Source organism: Paenibacillus etheri, assembly GCF_001012825.1.
GTDB lineage: Bacteria > Bacillota > Bacilli > Paenibacillales > Paenibacillaceae > Paenibacillus_AQ > Paenibacillus_AQ etheri.
The window spans coordinates 347,600-368,615 of the sequence record NZ_LCZJ02000018.1 but is presented as its reverse complement, the minus strand read 5'-3'; the positions used below and the strand labels follow the sequence as shown (position 1 = coordinate 368,615).

Annotated in this window: 14 protein-coding genes; all 14 read right to left on the bottom strand. The window is 44.5% G+C overall.

Translation table 11 applies throughout. The features are described 5' to 3' along the window. Positions 1-89 precede the first annotated feature (89 nt). Complete coding sequence (locus UQ64_RS07170) at positions 90-926, bottom strand: GDSL-type esterase/lipase family protein (RefSeq protein ID WP_060623254.1); 837 nt, start codon at positions 924-926, stop codon at positions 90-92. Positions 927-1,175: 249 nt separating this feature from the next. Further along, complete coding sequence (locus UQ64_RS07165) at positions 1,176-1,931, bottom strand: CAP domain-containing protein (RefSeq protein ID WP_060622773.1); 756 nt, start codon at positions 1,929-1,931, stop codon at positions 1,176-1,178. A gap of 259 nt (positions 1,932-2,190) precedes the next feature. Then, a complete protein-coding gene (locus tag UQ64_RS07160; RefSeq protein WP_060622772.1) occupies positions 2,191-4,155 on the bottom strand; it encodes a WG repeat-containing protein in 1,965 nt (654 codons plus the stop codon). Positions 4,156-4,832: 677 nt separating this feature from the next. Further along, entirely contained in the window at positions 4,833-5,840 is a 1,008-nt protein-coding gene (gene mglC, locus UQ64_RS07155; protein ID WP_060622771.1) for a galactose/methyl galactoside ABC transporter permease MglC, read from the bottom strand. A gap of 93 nt (positions 5,841-5,933) precedes the next feature. After that, entirely contained in the window at positions 5,934-7,445 is a 1,512-nt protein-coding gene (locus tag UQ64_RS07150; RefSeq protein WP_060622770.1) for a sugar ABC transporter ATP-binding protein, read from the bottom strand. A 141-nt stretch (positions 7,446-7,586) separates the two neighbouring features. After that, entirely contained in the window at positions 7,587-8,669 is a 1,083-nt protein-coding gene (locus UQ64_RS07145; protein WP_156417475.1) for a galactose ABC transporter substrate-binding protein, read from the bottom strand. A gap of 261 nt (positions 8,670-8,930) precedes the next feature. After that, complete coding sequence (locus UQ64_RS07140; protein WP_060622768.1) at positions 8,931-9,953, bottom strand: substrate-binding domain-containing protein; 1,023 nt, start codon at positions 9,951-9,953, stop codon at positions 8,931-8,933. Beyond that, positions 9,950-11,779: a sensor histidine kinase gene (locus tag UQ64_RS07135; protein WP_082651010.1), complete on the bottom strand. Its 1,830-nt coding sequence runs from the start codon at positions 11,777-11,779 to the stop codon at positions 9,950-9,952. The genes UQ64_RS07140 and UQ64_RS07135 overlap by 4 nt, the downstream gene beginning before the upstream one ends. Positions 11,780-11,781: 2 nt before the next feature. Beyond that, positions 11,782-13,434, bottom strand: a complete 1,653-nt coding sequence (locus UQ64_RS07130; protein WP_060622767.1) for a response regulator — start codon at positions 13,432-13,434, stop codon at positions 11,782-11,784. Positions 13,435-14,073: 639 nt separating this feature from the next. Continuing rightward, complete coding sequence (locus UQ64_RS07125) at positions 14,074-14,538, bottom strand: GNAT family N-acetyltransferase (protein ID WP_231573317.1); 465 nt, start codon at positions 14,536-14,538, stop codon at positions 14,074-14,076. Next, positions 14,528-15,718, bottom strand: coding sequence for a formate-dependent phosphoribosylglycinamide formyltransferase (gene purT, locus UQ64_RS07120; protein ID WP_060622766.1), 1,191 nt, complete (start codon positions 15,716-15,718; stop codon positions 14,528-14,530). The genes UQ64_RS07125 and purT overlap by 11 nt, the downstream gene beginning before the upstream one ends. Positions 15,719-15,867: 149 nt before the next feature. Continuing rightward, positions 15,868-19,554 carry a dynamin family protein gene (locus UQ64_RS07115; RefSeq protein WP_060622765.1) on the bottom strand — a complete coding sequence of 1,229 codons (3,687 nt, stop codon included), beginning with the start codon at positions 19,552-19,554 and terminating at the stop codon, positions 15,868-15,870. A 310-nt stretch (positions 19,555-19,864) separates the two neighbouring features. Further along, positions 19,865-20,131 carry a hypothetical protein gene (locus UQ64_RS07110; RefSeq protein WP_042129455.1) on the bottom strand — a complete coding sequence of 89 codons (267 nt, stop codon included), beginning with the start codon at positions 20,129-20,131 and terminating at the stop codon, positions 19,865-19,867. Positions 20,132-20,156: 25 nt separating this feature from the next. Further along, on the bottom strand, positions 20,157-20,837 hold the full coding sequence (nth, locus tag UQ64_RS07105) for an endonuclease III (RefSeq protein WP_060622764.1): 681 nt from the start codon (positions 20,835-20,837) through the stop codon (positions 20,157-20,159). Positions 20,838-21,016 lie beyond the last annotated feature (179 nt).

The window sequence follows — 21,016 nt, the reverse complement described above, 5'->3', positions numbered from 1 at the left end:
ACTGTCATTTCCTCGGCTAGTACTTGCTCAAAGGATATTTTATCTAACACATAATCATCTTCCTTAGAAAACTGGCTCTCACCTATGTTCTAGTGTATAGCTTGAATGAATCGTTCTCCGATTCGCTGATATCCATCCCCATTCGGATGAAAATGATCCGTTGATAAGTATTTGTCCAGATGCTTGTTAAACAAGTCAAAGGTTGGAACCAAGGTCATATTGCTGTGCTTGTTAATAATATCCATTGCCGCATTATTCCACTTCGCAACCGCCTGATTCCCTGGCGCGAGTAGATCTGGTATATCTCCAAAGGGGTTATATAACCCCATATAATAAATTTGAGCATTCGGATTGATCTCTGAGATCTTCTCCAGAATCTTACCTAATCTCCCCGCTGCTTCTGGAAGAGCTGCTAACAAAGACTCTGGGGTCAGCTCTTGATCGGTTGTGGATTCACTCTGAAGTGCGCCACTATTCTGTAAAATATTTGAGTCCTTGAATAAATCATTCCCTCCGATAGAGAGCAGAATGACATTCGCCATATGCAGCGCGTAATCTACACCATCTTCATCCAGCTTGCTTAGCAGTCCTGCAGTTGTTAAAGCATTAATCCCCATATTACCTAGTAAATCAACTTCGACACCTTTAGCGGATAACCCACTAACCGTACGCTTAACAAATCCTTCCCCGGTGTTATCACCAGTTCCCTTGGCTAGCGAATCTCCGAGAGCCACAACTTTAAGCTTCTTAACTGTTTCCGTCGTTGGAGTGGCTGTTTGCTGAGGTAAGTTGGTCTCTGATGCTTCTCCCACCGGGTAGATGATGTCTCTGACCGCATAAACTAAACCTACAATTAGAATTATTGTTGTTACTATGGAAATCAGGCTGACCGTACGCCATGTCCACTTTGAATCATTCAAAGCCATCCCTCCGTATGCCGTTCTATTATGTATTGTTCCACATTTTACAAAGATCTTAACTATGTACATAAACATAAATCTTCCAAACTGGTTTTGCAAATGTCTAAAATAGAAATAAATCCTGCTACTCCGCTCTTTCAACCCAAAAATGGACATGGAAATTCTCGAAAAATTTAGTGATTAAATTGCCTACACAGAAAAAACGTTCCCCGATTATCATCGGAGAACGCTTAATTTCAGTCACCTTTATTTAACTTATTTACCAATGAATTCTTGAACCCAATAGTTATTGTCATAACCTACACCGATATAATTGAAATTAGCATTCAAAATATTAGCTTTGTGACCAGGACTGTTCATCCATGCTTTCATTACTTCTTCTGGTGTTTTTTGACCCATAGCGATGTTTTCACCTGCAGCGTTATAAGTGATCCCAAAGGATTTCATCATATCAAATGGTGAACCATACGTAGGTGAAGTATGTGAAAAATAGTTATTAGTACGCATATCCGTAGCTTTTGTGGCTGCTACTTTGTGAAGGCTGTCCAATCCAGAAACAGGCTTCAGACCAGCTGCTGCACGCTCTTTGTTTACCAGCGTTACGATCTGTTGAACATAAGTTCCTTTATTGCTCGCAGCACCTGTACTAGGTGTAGTCTCTGTAGGGTTAGTCACAGGTTTAGTTACAGTAGTCGTATCCGAAGGCTTAGTTACAGGCTTGGTTACAGTAGTCGTATCCGAAGGCTTAGTAACCGGAGTTCCGGTGGATGTATCTTTATTTGGAACCGTTCCTGTTTGAGGCTTGGACACCACGATTGTGCTATTAAAAATAGGGAATCCCTGTAGGTTAGCTTGTTTTAAATATTGTAAAACTTGCTCATGGCTAGTACCTGATTTAATTACTGTTACTTCAGTTGAGGCCGCATTCGCTTCGAGTGGAAGAGAAATACTAAGTGCCATAACAGCTGCTACGCTACCACCAATAATTGCTCTTAATCTCTTGTTCTTCATTCTGCCATCTCCTCATTCTTGTGTGTAATATATGCTCCTGCTTAGAGTGACCAGCTACAAATGTTACAAAGTTGTAATTTGTTCCTCAGTCATTGTAGCATAAATCTATCAGCTGTGCTCTTCTAATTTTTAACATTTAATAGTCTTGAATGTAAGTTTTCTGAGTCTGAATGCATTAGATTTTCGCGATAAAAAAACACAAAAAAGTCGCCATTCTCGAGAGAATAGCAACTTCTATGTGCTAATGGATATAAGGTAACTAGTGAAACGACTGCCAAAAGTCTCCCTCAGTAGAGATAAGTCCCATAATTTCTGCGTATGGAATACGGAAAGTTGGAAAACCCGCAGCATAAGGAGCAATCTCATAAGGGGCGAAATAAAGATACAACGCTTCATTATCTACAAAAAAAGGCTGATCTGAGGTAATTCCTTTATACGTATCCGGAAAAACGTAGGAGTACTGTGGATCGTTTTCAATCTGCTTCCCTACGATTTTACTTAGCTTCTCCACGTATCTACTTCCTGGCTTAAACAGATCACCCAGCTTATAAAACCTTCCGTTACGTAAATTAGTATGTGTATAGATTTTGGTGGGCATACCATGGGCTGCTCCAAAAGGATAACGGTAACCCGTTAACTCCAGCACTAGAAGGTTTTTGCGGAAGAAGGACACTGAAAAATCACCATTATAACTGAAATCCTGTGTTGCTCCGCCACTACCGGCATCTTCCGCGAGTGACAGCTTGCGCAGCTTATCATTTACCTCTCTCGAAACTTCCGCGCTGGCAATTCCCTCAACAACCGGATAATAAACCAGGTAATCTCGGTTCGGTTTGTACTTCTTCTCCACAACCGAATACGGAGGTCTCAGTGGAATAACTCCATTTTGTCTCCAAATTTGCTTCCCTTGACGGTCATAATAAGCTGTACGTTGATCTATATCTGCCCTAATTAAGCGTCCGCTGAGGGTAAGTGTTCCGGTCCCTTGAATAACAGGAGGCTGAGCTGCTCTTTTTCCAGTTCGATCTATAAAAAAGGTCTCCTTAGCATCATATACAGACGCCAGTCCGTCCTGATAATTATTCACTCCAAGCAAAGTATGATTGCTCAAAATCGCTCCTGTCTCTGCATTAGCGATAATATAGCGTGAGCCACGATAAGGCTGATTAGGGAATACTGGTGTTCCTATGGCTACTCTTCCTTCACCAAGCTGCAGGACTTCATAATATTTCGCAGGGATGATCATTCTTCCTTGTTTATCAATCAGTCCGTAGGCGTTACCATAGTTCTCAGCGGTATTCACCACTGCACGCCCCTCAGAGAAAGGTAAAGCAGAAGTGAATTGTGGCTGAATAGCAACCGTACCATCCGTATTTAAATAGCCGTACTTACCGTTCTCAGTTGCTTGATAAGAAAGCAGCCCATCACCCGGACTCCCTACGAAAGGATGATTGTACGTATGCGAAATATTCCCTTCAGGGTCAATGAGCGCATACTCCCCTTCCTTTATTTTGACCAAAGCCATACCGTTCATAAAATCATTGGCGTCCAAATAAATGGCAGGCAATACCTCTTTGCCTTGCGCATCTACGTATCCATATAGCGATTGACCACCCGTTGTATTTTGTTTCGAGAATAATGCAAGTCCCTCATGCAAAGAGTTCAGATAATCATAACGGGCTGAAGTCACTTCTCTACCTTTTTCATCGATAAATGTGTATCCCTTGGCATCCGACACTACCGCACGTTCTTCCGAAAAAGGGGTAATGAACGAGTAAATAGGCTTTACCCGCTCCCGTCCAGAGCTGTCAATCAGTCCACTACTGTTTTTTCGTTGTACAATTGCTAGCCCATTCTTCTGAAAATCCTCAGCATATTCGTATCTAGGTTCAATCTGAACACGACCTTCGTCATTAATGTATCCCCAAAGTGTACCCTCTTTAAGATTAAATGGCGCCGGATGCAGACCCGTGGTCCGCAGATCGTCCCCCACCCACTCCGGCAATAAGTATGGCGCTTCATAAGGCTTATTAGAGTAATCTACACGATATAATCCCGCCTCTGCTGGGATCGTAACGAATAGTTCCTCTTCCGTGCGTATGAAATCTTCATCTTGCTGCGTAATATATTCGTTCCAGCCAATGCCGTCCCATCTCCATACATCCGCTTGCAACGGGCCATTGTCGTTCCCTTTCCCCAGCTCATTCAACCTAATCCTTAACATCCAGTCGCTCCCCTTTAACAAAGGCATTTGCCTATAGAATATGGGAGAATGTTGGTTTATGTGCTTTTGATCTTTGAGGAGTGGGAGAAAGGTGAAATCACATCAAGCGAATTAGGTGTGTCGATACTGGCTGCGGAGATGGTGAGGGCTGTGGATTCGTTGGGGTACGCGTAAGGACGGATTGAGCTAGAAAGCGAGTGCGGGTGTGGATAGATCAGGCTGTGGGGCGAATGTGAGGTGCGAGATGTTATGAGGGACGGGTGATTTATACCGTTCATTCACCACGTAATTCAAACAATGTAGAGTGAAGTGTCTGCATGTAATACAGGTTAGTCTTAGCCGCGGCTAAGTCGGATTGGGGTTGCCGGTCACAGTAGGCAATGATGTTCGTGCGGTGTTGGTTGTGACGTTGTTAATTGCTGTTTAGGGTAAGGTGTCGTAATTACCGGTGAGTCTTCACCTGTCTCGCTTCAGAGCAAAGCCATCGAAGCAGACATGCCAAAAAGCGTTTGCGATAAATAGCAAACGCTTTTCTGCCTTACCTCAGCGAGGTGATGTCGGTAGCGGAGAAAACGAGGTATCATTCGAGGAATCTGAGAACAACAGCGACCATAAGCCCAAGATTAACCGGAGTTAGCCCTTAATCTCCACGCGATCATCAAACGATCACCACGCTGCTACTTCTTCGAAGAGTACTTCCGCATATCAAATGCGACTGCGGCTATAATAATCAAACCTTTGATAATCAACTGATAGTAAGGGCTGATGCCGATAAAGGTTAAACCGTAGTTAATGAGAGTAAAGATGATAACCCCCACTAAGACACCCGGCACAGTACCGATACCCCCCGTTGTAGATACACCGCCTACTACGCAAGCAGCAATAGCGTCAAGCTCATACATGTTACCGTAGTTATTGGTTGCTCCACCTGTTCTAGCAGCTTCCAGAACGCCTGCCAGACCATAAAGAGCACCAGCAATGGCGTAGATGTAAATCAGGTTCTTGGATACATCGATACCGGATACTTTAGCTGCCTGGATGTTACCTCCGATAGCGTACATGTTCTTACCCAGCTTGGTTTTATTGAATACCACCCACACTATGGCGGCGACACCCAAGGCTATTAAAACGATATATGGGATTGAATATTGGCCACTTCCTATAAAGCCGGAACCAATTTTGGTGAAATCAGGACGCAGACCACCAATTGGCTGGGATTGGTTAGGGTCCATATCGAAGTACAAGGAGTTTAAGCCGTAGACGATAACCATCGTGCCTAGTGTCGCGATAAACGGTGGAACGTTAAGCTTAGAAACAATAAAACCATTTACGAGTCCGCAGAGGAGACCCGCAATGATAGCAATAAGAATTGGAAGCCATACTTCCACTTGCGGCAGGTCTGGAAAAAAGCGACGGGAATATTCCGGGATTTGCAGCATGGAAGCGGAAATAACCGCCGTAAAACCTACCACCCGTCCAGCGGACAAGTCAGTACCTGCCGTAATAAGAATAAAAGCAACACCAAGCGCGATAATAATTCGTGTAGATGATTGGATCATAATGTCTCGCAAAGTATTTACAGAGATAAAAGCCGGTTCATATAAGGCTATACCCATAATAAGAAGTACTAAGACAATATAAATAGCATTTTGAGTTATAAAAGATTGGGCTCTTTTAGCGTTCATTAGTAGTGTTCCTCCTTAAAGTTACGCGAAGAGTAACTCTCTTCGTAAACCAAATCTAGTTTCGCCTAGCAAAACTATCATTGAAATCCTATCCTAATGCTGTGCAGCGAGACGCATAACTTCGGTTTCCGTAGCTTGCTCGCCTTCTAGTATACCGGTGAGTCTTCCTTCCGACATGACCATTACGCGGTCAGACATTCCGAGCAGCTCCGGCATTTCGGAGGAGATCATAATGATGCTCTTCCCTTGCTGGGCCAAGTCGGCAATAATGGAGTAAATCTCGAATTTAGCTCCTACGTCGATCCCGCGGGTCGGCTCGTCCAGAAGCAGGATTTCCGGCTCAGTAAGCAGCCATCTAGCGAGCAGCACCTTTTGCTGATTACCTCCAGAAAGATTCATGATTAGCGTTTTGGTTGTTGGCGTTTTGGTGCGTAATTTTTCAATCATTTTATCGACTTCCACTTTTTTCTTCTTGCCATCCAGTAGGAGGTACGGTTTCTGGTAACGATGTAGATTAGCAATCGCACCATTCTCATGAACAGACAAGACTGGAAAAATACCTGTTACACGCCGTTCTTCGGTAAGCAAAGCCATCCCGTGTTTCTTAGCATCTTTAGGAGAATTGATATTAACCTTCTTCCCTTTAATAGAGATCGTTCCAGATTTCAATGCTCGCAAACCGAACAATGCCTCAATAACCTCAGTTCTCTGGGCACCTACCAGACCCCCAATACCAAGGACCTCTCCACGTCTTAAATCAAAAGAAACATCTTTAAAAGATCTTTCCTCTGGGGAAGTTAACCCTTCCACCTTCATGTATACTTCACCTGGTACGTTGAAGCGTTCAGGGAATCGGTTGGTCAAATCGCGGCCCACCATTTTGGAAATGATAAGATCAGTAGTTAATTCCGCCGCTAGCCAGGTTCCTATTTTTTTACCGTCCCGCATGATAGTAACTTCGTCAGAGATTTCAAGAATCTCTTCCATTTTGTGAGATATATAGATAATAGCTACGCCTCTACTTCTTAGGTCCCGTATGATCCGGAATAAATGTTCCACTTCCACACTGGTTAAAGAAGAAGTAGGTTCATCCATTACAATAACTCGGGAGTGAAAAGAGACAGCCTTCGCAATTTCAATGGATTGGATTTTGGATACGGACAGCTTGCCCACTAATGTCTCAGGATTCAGATCGATATCCAGATCTTTAAACAAATTTTCCGTGTCAGTGTACATTTTCTTATGGTCGATAAACTGAATCGGTCCGATTCCCTTCGTTGGAAAACGTCCTAGCCAGATATTCTCCATAACACTTCGGAATGGCACGGGATGCAGCTCCTGGTGTATCATTGATATGCCGCTTTTCAACGCATCATTTGAGCTGCTGATAGAGGCCTTCTCGCCATCCAAAAAAATCTCACCGGCATCCGGTGAATAAATACCAAAAAGACATTTCATAAGTGTAGACTTACCGGCACCATTCTCACCCATAAGTGCATGCACCGAACCCGGTCTGACTTTTAAACTGACATCATCCAGCGCTTTGACGCCGGGGAATTCTTTAGTAATGTTGTTCATTTGCAGTAAAAACTCAGCTTTTTCCATGTTGTTACGCCCCCTACGCTTTTTTTCTTTTTTATGAGAGGCACAGCGGTTCCATCCTGTTCCCTGAAAGAAATACCGAGGAGCGGATATACGCTCCCCGTGCTGTTATATGATCATGAATAAATCTGTAACCGTGGATAATTACTTAGCATCAGCTACGTTGTCTTTAGTAATCTTTTTGTAAGAAATCCACACGTATTGATTGTCGGTAATATCAAAACCAACATTGTCTTTCGTAGGTGCTTCGCCTTTAGCAAGCAGAGCAGCAACCGTGATAGCAGCTTTACCTTGGTTATTCGCATCATTTAGAACCGTACCGAGCATCGTTCCATCTTCCAGCGCTTGAACCGCAGGAGCAGTTGCATCTACACCTACTACCGGCATGAATTTGTCACCGGTGAAGTAGCCTGAAGCTTTCAGAGCTTCAATAGCACCGAGGGCCATATCATCGTTGTTAGCAAGAACAGCTTCAATTTTGTCGCCGTGGGAGCCAAGGAATGCAGCCATTTTTTCTTGTCCTTTAACGCGATCCCACATTGCTGTATCTTCAGCCAGTTTCTCTACCTTGATTCCTGCATCTTCAATAGCTTGGATAGAGTAAGTAGTACGAAGCTCAGCATCTTGGTGTCCTGGTTCGCCTTTCAGCATTACGTATTGGAGAACACCATCACCGTTCTTATCCGCTTCAGGGTGTGCCTTCCAGTAATCAACAATCAATTGGCCGGACATTGTACCGGATTCTTCTGCTTTAGCGCCTACATAATAAACTTTATCCCATTTCTTCATATCTTCAGGAAGCGGTTCGCGGTTAAGGAATACCACTGGAATGTTTGCTGTTTTTGCTTTTTCAATAATGACGCCAGCAGCTGTACGGTCAACTGGGTTAATCAGCATTCCGTTATATTTTTTAGTGATGAATAAGTCAACCTTGTCATTTTGTGTGGGTTGTGAATTTTGGCTATCTACGATATCTACTGTAGCAATGCCTTTAGCAGCACTATCGATAGCGTTACGAACACCTGTCATAAAGGTATCGTCAAATTTGTAAATGGCAACCCCAACTTTAGGCGTTTCTGTTGTAGTGCCCGAGTTCTCAGTCTTTGGAGCGTTAGTTGCCTTACCATTGTCTGCAGCACTATTTGTAGTATTGTTGTTGCCACCACAGCCTGTCAGAGCAGCACCCAGCAACGCACTAGCTAATAGAACGGAAGTGATTTTTTTCATTATTCATTGACCTCCTATTTATACTTCTTTTTTGTTTTGCCCCTGATCGTCTCGGGTACATTCATATTATGCCTCACCTGAAAACGCTTGCGAATATAAAATCCTACTCATTACTATAAAAATTCTAATGAACCCATGAAGAAATATAAGGATGATTTCCATTAAAAAATTTATACTTTCTTATATTCAAAAAAAACGAATACCGCCCCATTCAAGGATGGTATCCGTTTCACCAAACGTATAAGCTTTTCAAATTCGTTCCTATCTAACGAACGGAAATAACAGCTTTTGATTCTCAGGCCATAACATATTGTCCAAATCAATTAGTTTTGTTCCTGTATCAACTCGTTCTGGAACATTGATTCCTTCGATTACTTCAACGGCATGTTTTACAGCCAAATACCCGTTGTTAAAAGGATTTTGGATGACCGTCGCTTGAACAGCACCATCCTGCAGCAATTCCATCATGGAAGGGGAGCTGTCAAAGGCAACCATTTTAATATTTTTCAGTCCCCGGCTTTGGATAGCCATTGCCGCCCCCTGTGAAGCAGTCTCATTCAAGCTCGCGATTCCTCGAAGATTCGGATGCTTCAGCAGCATCAGCTGCGTAAGATCTTCTGCATCCTTAATACTGGACGTCGTGTAAGAAATCTCAACCACCTGTATATTTGGATAACGGGCAGTGTAATTTAAGAATCCCTTCTCCCGCTCTTCCGCGTCTCTTGCACCATACTCAATACCGTTAGAAGACTCCAGCTTCTCACTCTGCGTTGAATTGGTGAAGTTAATAATGCCCACCTCACCGTATCCTTTTAACAGCTTAATTAATCTTTCTGCAGATTTTTGACCCGCCTCATAGCCGTTCGAGCCAATATATGTTCTTACTCTTGCTGAACCTACTTCCGCATCTACAGATATCACAGGGATTTTGGAATACGCCGCCTGATCTACAACCTGCGCAAGCCCCATGTAACTACTTGCAGCTAAAATAATCACGTCTGCTTTTTCTTTAATGGAATCCTGCACCATTTTCACCTGTTCTGTGATGTCACTCTCGGAGTCCGGAGCTTTGAAAGTCAGTTCGACGTTGAATTCCTGCGCTGCAGCCTCTGCCCCCAATTTAACCGTAGTCCAGTAATCGCCCCTATTCATTTTCACAATGAGATGAATATTACGGGTCTTATTTGTATTAATGTAATTCGGCGCTGAATTAAAACAAGAGGTAACCGTAGTCCATAACACCACACACATTAACAAGGTTAGCCAAAAACGAAAGGTTTTCATGACGATGTCTCATCCTCCTTAAGCCCTTCATTGCCTTCGCCTTTTGCTAGTGCCGGGAAGATAAGGGTAACCGTAGTGCCTTCTTCAATTTCACTTTCAAAAGAAAGTCCATATTCACGGCCATAGTACAATTCAATACGCTCGTTCACATTTCTTACTCCTACCCCGGAACCGCTCATACTCTTACTGCCACCTGTCAAAATAACCTTCATAGTCTCCTTAGACATTCCTAGTCCATTATCACTAATCCGTATGACGACAAGATTGTCCTTCAGTTCCGCTTGGATAGAGATAAAACCTTCATCAGGCATCATTTCTATTCCGTGATACAAGGCATTCTCCACTATTGGCTGCAAAATCAGCTTAATCGTCTGACATTGTAGCACTTCATCCTGCGCAATGATCTCATAGCGGAATTTATTTTTGAAACGAAAGCTCTGAATGACGAGATAATGACGAATATGATCCAGCTCTTCCTGCACGGTAATCATATTATTACCTTTGCTTAGGCTAATTCGGAAAAACTTCGATAAAGACTGAATCATTGTAACTACCTCCTCCGTCTTACCACGTTCAGCAAGCCGGATCACAGAGTTCAAGGTATTGTACAAGAAGTGTGGATTGATCTGGGATTGCAGGACCTCAAGCTCACCCTTACGTTTCGTCTCTTGTTCATAAATAATTTGATCCATCAATTGACGGATACGCTGCAGCATGAGGTTAAATCGTTTGGACAACTGTTCCACCTCATACGCACCGCTCACATCGATTCGAGTATTAAGATCCCCTTCTCCTACCTGCTGAAGTGTCCGTTCCAGCTTACGAATCGGCCGAGCAATTCGCGCAGACAAAAAGACGGATACGATAATTACACATAAAATAACTACCGCTAAAAACCAGGACAAAAAGGTGTTCAGATCCCGTTTAGTGGTCACAATCTCATCATAATAAGCAACGCCTACTATTTTCCAACCGGTCTGTTCTAGTGTACGCACTGTGATAAAACGTTTTTCACCTGTAGACTCATCCAAATAGCTCCGATAAGCATATTCCAGTACCGGCTCCACATTCTCATACTTTAAGCCAGCATAAATAAGCTGCTGCTGCGGATGATACACAATGTTGCCTAATTGATCGAGGATGTAAGCGTATCCTCTTTTACCAAGCTTAACCTGCTTACTCAGCTCATCTATGGTGCGAAAATTAAAATCCATCAGGAGGATACCCGTTTTTAGTTCTCCCTTCTCCTGATATTGAATGAGTTTACTAATCGATACGACCCATATATATTGACCTTTAAACAAGTTCTGAATATGGGGCGCTGAGTAAGAGATCTCAGATGTTTTTTTGGCCGTAGTAAACCAGCTCTGGGTTTCTAACTGTGTGTTGCTGCGAAGTTTCTGCCCTGCTGTACCCACGACGTATTTCCCCTGTGGTGTAAAAACTGCTGCAGAAACCAGATCCTCTCTACTTCCCATTAACATAGCCATTCTTTCCATCAGTAAAGCGGAGTCCACGGAGGGACTATTCGTAATTTGATCTTCTGCGGTTTCAAAAATATTTCGCATTCCTTTAACATAAAGCTCCAAATTGTAATTCACTTGCTCAATAATCTGCTGTATATTCATATTGGCATTCTCTTCTGCTGTCTTCGCAAACTTGTTATACAGCATAAGGCTGACAACGACGGCTACAAGAACGGCTACAGATGTAAAAGTGAGCGTAATCGTCACTTGAATGCTCCGCAGCTTGGAGGATAATCGACGTTTCCCCCCTTTGGGATGCTGCGGTCGCAGTCGAAAAGAATAGGACTTCTCTTGCCGCATGACTACCCTCCTCTGGAGCTATTTTTATACTCTTTGGGAGACTGACCATATTTTTTACGGAAGCAAAAGCTGAAATAGTTAGGATCAGCAAAGCCAATTTTCTCGGCAATTTCAAAAGCCTTCAGTTCCGTGGATCGTAAAAGTTCCTTTGCTGCCTCTAATCGGATTTGCAAAAGATAACTAACGAATGTCATCTTCATTTCCTTTTTAAAAATACTGCTAAAATAACCCGTACTAATGTGTAAATGTTGACAGACTTTTCCGATAGAAATATCTGATTCCTCATAATGACTACGGATATATTCTTTGGCTTCATCAATGAGCAGTTTATAGCTGGATTGACGTTCTAAAGCAATAGAGTCCATTAGTCGGCTACAGATCGTAATCATCCATTGCTTGGCTTCGCCCATACTATTGAATTTGTTGATCTCAGTTAATGAGGAAATACCAGATCCTACGAACTTGGCAGCCTCACTACTGGATTCTTTGGCTACACGCAGAATGGATGTAATAATCTCCAGCAAAAAAATCTGATAATCCTGAGTAGATACCTGCTCAGCATCCAATCCGCCGAATAACTCCTCCACGACCTCCTTGAGCTCCTGTACGGTTCCCATCTTAATCGTTCGGATTAAAGACTGCTGGGTCAGTTCATCATAGGCCAAGAGTGTATTCGAACGTGACTCCACATCCTCGATCCAAATGACTCTGTTATTACCAAGAATGAGACGATAATCTAATGCTTGCATGGCATCTCCAAAAGAGTTAAATAGCATAGCAGGCGAGTGACAAACTGTTCCAGAACCAGCGGTTACTGTTAGCTTCAGAAATCGCTGCACATTGTGGCGTATTTCTTCTAGTATCTCAAAGGTCTTCCCCGTAATTTCAGCTTCTTCACCTGCATCACAAATTGAAAGGAGCACTACCTCATCACGATGGATAAACACCCTGCCAAAATTATGCTTGTTACATAATTCTTCTGCAATATTCAGCACAGCGAATAGCTGTAAATTTCTCTCTCCCGTATCTCGTAAAGAAATTTGCTTACCTCCGGTAAGACCAACCGTTTCCCGCTCAGGACGAATATAATCCACACTAATTACTGAGGCCTGAAACCATTTCCCATGTAAATCTATTCCGTATTCCGAACTTTTCTCGTCTATTTCATTTATTCGTAACTTGCGTGAAACTAGTGAAGATAAAAACTGTTCACGCAGCACAGGCAGACTTTTCCGATAATGCTCACTGAGTACAAAAACATTCTCTTTCTCTGCGATTTCAGCCTCTATGGTGGCTCTGACCTTTAGCAGAACATCAATCAATTCCTGTGAAGAGAACGGTTTCAAAATATACTCATCGATTTGCAGTTTAATCGCCTTCTGTGCATACTCAAATTCATCATACCCAGTCAGAATAATGATCTTGGTATTGGGATGCCGCTCGCGAATCCATTCCGCCAGCTGGAGCCCGTTCATAAAAGGCATCTGAATATCCGTCACAACCACATCTGGGAGCAAACGATCAATCGCATCCGCTGCCTCCCGTCCATTCTCTGCCTGTTCTACAATTTCAAAACCATAGTGCTCCCAATCAATCTGGCCGATGACCCCTTCTCTAACATCCTCTTCATCTTCAGCAAGAATTAACTTGTACATTTCTCATCCCTCTTTGGAAAATGATTTATTTAACTGTCATAAAATTCATTCTATATGATTCAAACTATTCCATCTATGTTTAGTTATTTAAATCGATTTACTAAAAACTGAAAGGTCGGGATAGTGAAGTGAATCAGAAATATGATTTGGTGGTACATGATTTGATTGGGTTGAAGGTAGTATGGGGTTTGACAGCAAAGCCTCCAATAATTGATCATTATCTCTTGCTATATGAAAATTAGAGGGATTTACTACCTTTAAATTTACCTGAAAGATGTATTTATGATGAAATTGGTTCTTTTATAATGGGAGGTTTTCCCTCTATTCATGCACTGAGCACGATAACTGACGCGATTTATACGGAGACATTCCCTATAACGTTTGCTTATTATTAACAAGGACCCTGATAAAGCCTCTTATCACAATAGCACAAATGGACATATCATAAACGATCCACTTTAAGGCATTTCCTTCAAAAACTTATATGAGTCTCTCCGCTCACATCCCACAATGAAAATATTCTTCGGCATCATTAAATAATGTATTTTTGCAGGTTTTCATCCTTTATCGTTCCTTATATTTTCATAAAAAAAACCATCCCGCCGTAGCTGGGATGGGGATGATCGGAACCTATAAGTATTATAGCAACGCTTTGTTAAAGCGATAGCCTGCTGTCTTTTCGAAACCTAGATGACGATAAAAAGCATGTGCCGGTGCGCGCTCTACGCGGTTACCACTTCTCAAGAAAAGCTGACAGCAACCTTGCTCACGTGCCCATTCTTCTGCTGCGGCCACAAGTCTTTTACCGAGTCCGTTTCCTCTGAGTTCTTCTGATACGATAAGTGCAGTAATCTCAGTGATACAATCTGTTTGTTTGTAATACGAGATAACCTGTCTAAGACCGACCATTCCCACAACTTCATTGTTTAGTTCTGCAACAAGCGTGCATTGGAGATGGTTATTCTCCATGCTTTCGAGTCTCTCTTTCATCACGCTAAGCGTTGTTGGATAGCCGAATTCCCGCAGAAGCGCTGTAACTCTCTCCAGATCATTCAAGCCGCATTTGCGAATTTCCAGTACAGGTGCCATAGTACTACTGTTCATCCTCATTTACCTCCACTTTTAGCATAGACGCTGCCTGCTTGGCTACCGTCCGCGCGATTTCCACATTTTCCGCCGCACTTAACGCCACTGCCATCCGTCGCCCAGGACGGACTTCTGGTTTACCAAATACCCGAACCTGAGTCCTAGGTAACTCCAAAGCTTCACCAATTCCGGTCACAACAAAAGCTTGTCCTTCTCCTTCAGCCTTCAGCGTAGCTGAGGCACCTGGTGTCAGTAATTGTACTGACTGGACTGGAAAACCAAGAATAGCTCTGACATGCACTGCAAATTGAGATAAATCCTGCGTCGCCATCGTCACCATCCCCGTATCATGAGGTCTAGGTGACACTTCACTAAACAATACGCCTCGATCTGTCAAGAAAAGTTCCACTCCAAAAATACCGAAACCTCCGAGCTGATCGGTAACTGCTTTGGCAATAGACTGAGCTTCATCCAGAAGTTCCGGGTTCATAAAGTGAGGCTGCCATGATTCGACATAATCCCCATCTTTCTGAATATGCCCAATAGGTGGACAAAATATCGTGCCAGACACAGACCTTACCGTCAAGAGTGTAATCTCGCTCTCAAAGGTAACGAAAGCCTCCACGATAACACGGGTCCCTTTAGCTCTCGCTCCATCCAAAGCAGTATTCCAGCATTCTTCCGCATCCTCCGGTCTTTTGCAAACACTCTGTCCTTTGCCGGAAGAACTCATAATCGGCTTGATGACACAAGGAGTGCCTAGTTCTGCAACGGCTTGACGCAGTTCATCCAGACTATCTGCAAAACGATAATCTGCTGTTGGCAATCCAAGTTCTTCAGCAGCAAGTCGGCGAATGCCTTCTCTGTCCATGGTCAGACGAGCCGCTCGCGCGGTCGGAACAACGAAGAAACCCTCCTCTTCAAGCTCTTGAAGAGCATGAGTGGCGATTGCTTCAATCTCCGGAACAATAATATCCGGTTTCTCTGAGCGGATAAGCGTTTTAAGCGCCTCTGCATCCAGCATATCAATAACATGTGAACGATGAGCTACACCCATCGCTGGTGCATCGTTATAACGGTCTACAGCTACGGTCTCTACGCCAAGACGTTGAGCTTCGATTATGACTTCCTTACCCAGTTCCCCACTGCCCAGCAGCAGCAGCTTGCGGCTTTGAGCTGAAAAAGGAGCTCCCCACATTGTCGATTTCAACCTCTTTCGGCAAATTGACTATCTTGTTTCCAAAAATTTCTGAAAACGAAACAGTTTCATTGTATATTTTCAGGCTTCTTTATTTTCATCCATCATACGCCAGATTGCAAGTGTTCTTCGACAATTTCCTACAAACTTCAAAGATTTTTGTCCAATCTATCAACAAATGATTGTTCCAATAGAGATAAGTGGTGACCTAACTGACCCCAATGATCTGCTGATTCACCCCCTTTAAGGAGATCTAACATTGCTCTCTCTTGCTCCGCTAGTCCTTCTTGCAGACGTTCAGCAGCAACCTTTAACTCACTGGATATGCATTCGACATAATGTGCAAGCAATTTTTTCTTCTGCTCTGCCGCCGCAACATTAACAGCTTCTTTCACAAGAGGCTCCGCCACACCTTTGACTTGCTCCCGGCCAGCGCCTTCAAAGAAATAGCGAGGAGATTTGAAATGACCCCATAAGGTTGACCATTCTACGGACTGAAGCTGGCATTCCAGTTCACTAGGAGAAGGCCATGCTGCTTCTTCATTCTCCATCAGATGAAACTCCTGAGTAGAGAAGTGTAGTTCAGTAGCAGCCGCTTCAGCCGCTTCATGAACAAGTCTGCGCCCGGTGCTCTCTAATCGCAGCGTTGTCGCCCATAGCTCTTGCTCCAATTCACGCTGAGTGGTACGCATCAGCTCTGCACCACACGCTGCGAAGATAGCTTTTAAATTTCCTGCATCCTCACGCAGCAATGAGGGGTGGAAGGATTCCTGAAAATTTCTGGTGAAGGAGAAACTAATCCGTTGACAGACATGATAGATCAGCTCCTCACCTTCATGAACAAGATCCCTGCTTGGACGTTCTTCTATCTCCAAAAGGGATAGCCGTTTCATAGCTAACTGACGACGTTCTTGCATTTCTTTTATTCCTGCTTCACGCTCGTTTGCCGCCATGGAAGCGAGATTCTGCCACTCTTCCGCCCTGCGGCGAACAGATGCGATACTCTCTGCAGCTGCATTAAGTGAAAGCTGAGGAAGTTCATCTCCCGCAAAGCTTGATAAAGCTTGCTCAAAATGATTGAAACGGGAAGCCTCATACCGTTCATAATTATGCTGAGTTTTACCTTCCAGAGCTAGTAAGCTAGAGAGCGCATAAATTCTCGGTGAGCGTAAGCCACCTGCACGTAAATTCTGAGCGACATGCTCTCGTACCTCTTCCAATTCATCTTCTCCAGAAGCAAGATCGGAAGCATTGATAATAAAGAACATTTTATCAAGTGCAAAGCTATCTTTAATTCGGCCCAGCTGTGCAAGCAGACCTCGATCTGCTTTTGAAAAGGCATGGTTGTAATAGGTAACAAAACATATCGCATCTGCATTTTTCATATAATTAAAGGTTACGCCAGTATGACGAGCATGCAACGAATCGGCTCCTGGTGTATCCACGAGTATAATCCCGCTTTCGGTCAATGGACAGGCATAATACAAATCAATACCCTGCACAAAACAGGCTCGGGTCTCCTCCGCTACAAGGCCTCGGTATTCTTCTAAATCAACAGTTCGCACCGTTCCCAGCAAGGGCTCTGCTTCTGCCCAGCCAGCCGCTGCTGCCCTTAGAAATCCAGCGTGCGGCAACGCAGAGGGATGAATTCCTCTTGCTGGCAAGCTTGCTAGAACTGTTGTCCATGAATTCTGCTGTGGTTCGCCTAGCTGCAGCACATTGAAGGAATGGCAGATGTCATCCCAGAAATCTGCCATGGTCTTCATCGTTACAACCGCGCTGGCATGACGGAAGTCTCCTTCCGGCGCCAATATGCGGTTGACCGCAGCCGTGGCGGGATGTGGAGACACGGGCAGTACTTCTTCGCCGAGCAAAGCGTTGGCGAAGGAGGACTTACCCGCGCTGAACGCACCGAACAGCGCAAGGGTAAAGCGGCCGCCGGCGAGATCCTCCGCTCGTGCGGCCAGATTCCGCGCAGCCGATGCCATCGCTGGCTCGCGGTGCAGCAGCTCTGCCGCAGCCGCCAGCGCATCAGCGGCTGCGGATAGCCGGCGGCGTCCGCCCGCCGGCGAAGCCGTGCCCGCCGCCCAGCTTGCGGCGGCAGCACTTCCAGCCGCGGTGCTTTGCGGCGGCTGGGCCTCCCGCGGTGCGGCGCTCTGCGCGGCCGCACGCGGGGTTACCCTCACCTCCGGCAGGATGCCGGGGGTGAGGGGCCGGCGCGGCGGCAGCAGCGCCGCGAGCTCGTGCGCGCGGGCGTCCGCCGCGCGGTCCAGCGCGGCTAGCGTGGCTACGGCGCGCGCCTGCTGCGCAAGGGCCTGTTCGCGGCGCTGGAGTTCCGCGCGCCGCTCATCCATGAGCGATGGCAGCTTCGCTAATAGCTCATCGCTCACCGCTAACGCGGCACGGCGGAACTGGCTCTTAATATCAGCCGCAATTGTGCGGCAGAAATTGAGCAGCGCCTCGCCGCTATACCCCGTTCCCGGCTTAACTGCAGCCGCCAGCCACTCCTGGCTCACCGCCGGGAAGCTTTGCTTCAGAGTCGTCTCCGCCTCCTCCTCCCACAGCCCGAGACTCTCCGCCCAATCACGAACCAGCTGAATCAAATGCCATTCCAGCTGGGCGGAAACCTCTCGGGTCAACAATCCTTGCCAGACTGCCAGTCGTTTACTTTGTTCCTTCTCCCGCCGTGCAGCCGTAGAGAAAAACCCTAGCCGAAACGTTGTGCTGGCACTTTCCATATAGCTTCCCGACGCCTCTCTTACATCCGCAGGCATTAGATTAGCATTATTAAGTAAGGTGTCGAGGCCGGTTCGCAAGCTCACTCGTGACTGCTGAGGCAACGCCTCAAGTCGTTCCTTCTCTTCTTCGAGTGACTTCAATTCATTCGTCACTGTCTCTGCATTCGTACCTTCTAATTCTTCAAGGAGAGCTGCTCTTTCCTCCTGCTGATCTTCACGGAATGCACTTAGAGAAGAATCCGCTGTATGATGAATGGAACGAGACAAGCTATATTGAAGTAACTGCTCCTTTTGTTCCAAAAGTTCGGTTATAAGGCTGAGTAGATGATCCCAATGATTAAGTGGATGCTCTTTCTTTTTAAGAGAGGTGAACAGAATTCCTGCACAGTGAATCCCCCATTGTTCAAAGGCATGTTCAAGTTGACGTTTATATTCCTCAATGGAAATCTCTTGTTCCCTGTGCTTGTCGATCTGATTAACAATCAGATACAAAGGTTTACCCCAGTCACTAAGATTTTTAGCAAAGGCCAAATTATTCTCTGACTGTACATGGTTATAATCCATTACATAAAATACGACATCAGCTAAATGCAGCGCGGAGCGGGTCGCCGCCTGATGACCATCATCCGTCGAATCTACACCAGGTGTATCCAATAGTACGCCATCCTTGCCTAGCAGTGGTATCTCATTCCACACTTCAATCGCGGAATATTCACCACCATTTCGACAGTATTCCTGTAATCTTTCTGGAGTTGTCTCTATCGGAGCAGGATCATTTTTACTTCCTTCAACCCTAGGATAAATAAGCACTCGTGGAACTCCACTGCGAATCGAAACAATATTGGCACTAGTCGGCACAGGTCCAGAAGGCAGCACTGAACTGCCGCAAAGAAGATTGATCATGCTGGATTTCCCTGCCGAAAAATGTCCGCAAAAAGCAAGGGTCAGTTCATTCCCACCCTCTTTATGTTGTAAATCTTCATATATACGTTCAGATCCCTCATCACCCCAGCGATGCATTAATCCCCGCAACTGGAAAAGCAGCGATGCTGTTTCATTTAATATCTCTTTCTGGATGCTAACCTGTTCCGCTCTCACTGACTCTCCACCTCCACTGTTACCATCTAATCATGCTTTGAATATAACCCATTCAAGAATACGAAATCAGACTCATTTTTAAATGTTTATACAGGTGTAATTTCTGTGATGTCGCGCGAAACCTTTTTTATAAATAATAATTACAGTTTATCACCAGTTTGACACAAATTAAATACACACTACTTCCAAAATAACCTATCATCTCTTACGAAATGCGATTATTCAAACATCTTTCTGCTATTATCGCTAGAATAGTAAGAAGCAAAAAAGGAGCCAGCCCTAGGGCCGACTCCTTCTAACACTTCTAAATTTATGCAGTTTCCGAAACAGGCAACAGAATTTCGAATACTTTTCCGTGCTGCAGAATAGTCAAACCACGAGATTTATCTCTCATTACAACAACCTCAGGTTTCACTGACATACGCTCAAAATAATGTTCAGGAACGTCACCGGAATGACTGATCGTGATACCTTCTACTTCTTGCTCTTCGTTCTCTTCGAGTGGACTTTCCACTACGCGATCAAAAATATCCGAGAACACTTCAAAATTATCTGTGTATACAGAAATGCATTTCATCTCTATCCCATCCTCTTCTTCAACTCTAACTTATTGACGTATGATCTTTAGCTTTCCTGACAACAGCTGTTTTCATACGCTTTTTGCCCTCTCGACATACATCAAGGAGCGGACAAACTTGACATTTCGGGTTCTGTGCCTTGCAGTGATATCGTCCGAAAAAGATAAGCCGGTGATGAGTGATCGTCCATTCGTCACGTGGCACAGCCTTCATCAGCTTTTTTTCCACTTCCAGCACAGAATCTTTCCAGCCTGCTAATGCAAGTCGTTTAGCAACCCTCTCCACATGCGTGTCCACTGCTATGGCAGGAACTCCAAAAGCATTGGATACTACTACGTTTGCGGTTTTACGACCTACACCCGGTAACGTTACAAGCAAGTCATGAGCCTCAGGTACCTCGCCACCATACTGTTCTATGAGTATAGAGCATAGGCTTTGGATATGCTTAGCTTTGTTACGATATAAGCCGATGCGCCGGATATCCCCCTCTAATTCCTCTAGTGGTACAGAAATATAATCGATGGGGGCTTTGTACTTTTGGAACAGGTCCACGGTCACTTTGTTCACCGTTGCATCCGTACATTGGGCTGATAACAGTACCGCTATCGTTAATTCAAAAGCGTTACTGTGATTTAGCTCGCAATGAGCATCAGGGAACAAGTCTCCAATCGTATCCAAAATGTGGCGGACCTCTGCAACTTTCATAGTGTCCCCTCCACGGAGCGATTACGCTCATTAAAACTCACATGAGCGTGTCCTCTCTAATGTAAAGAAATATAAGCAAAGTCTGTATTATAACGTATGGTTTCATACATTTCAAGAAAATACAACTCTTATACTTTCTTATATTTCAAAAAAAACGTCTTGACGCAGGCAAAGCTCCT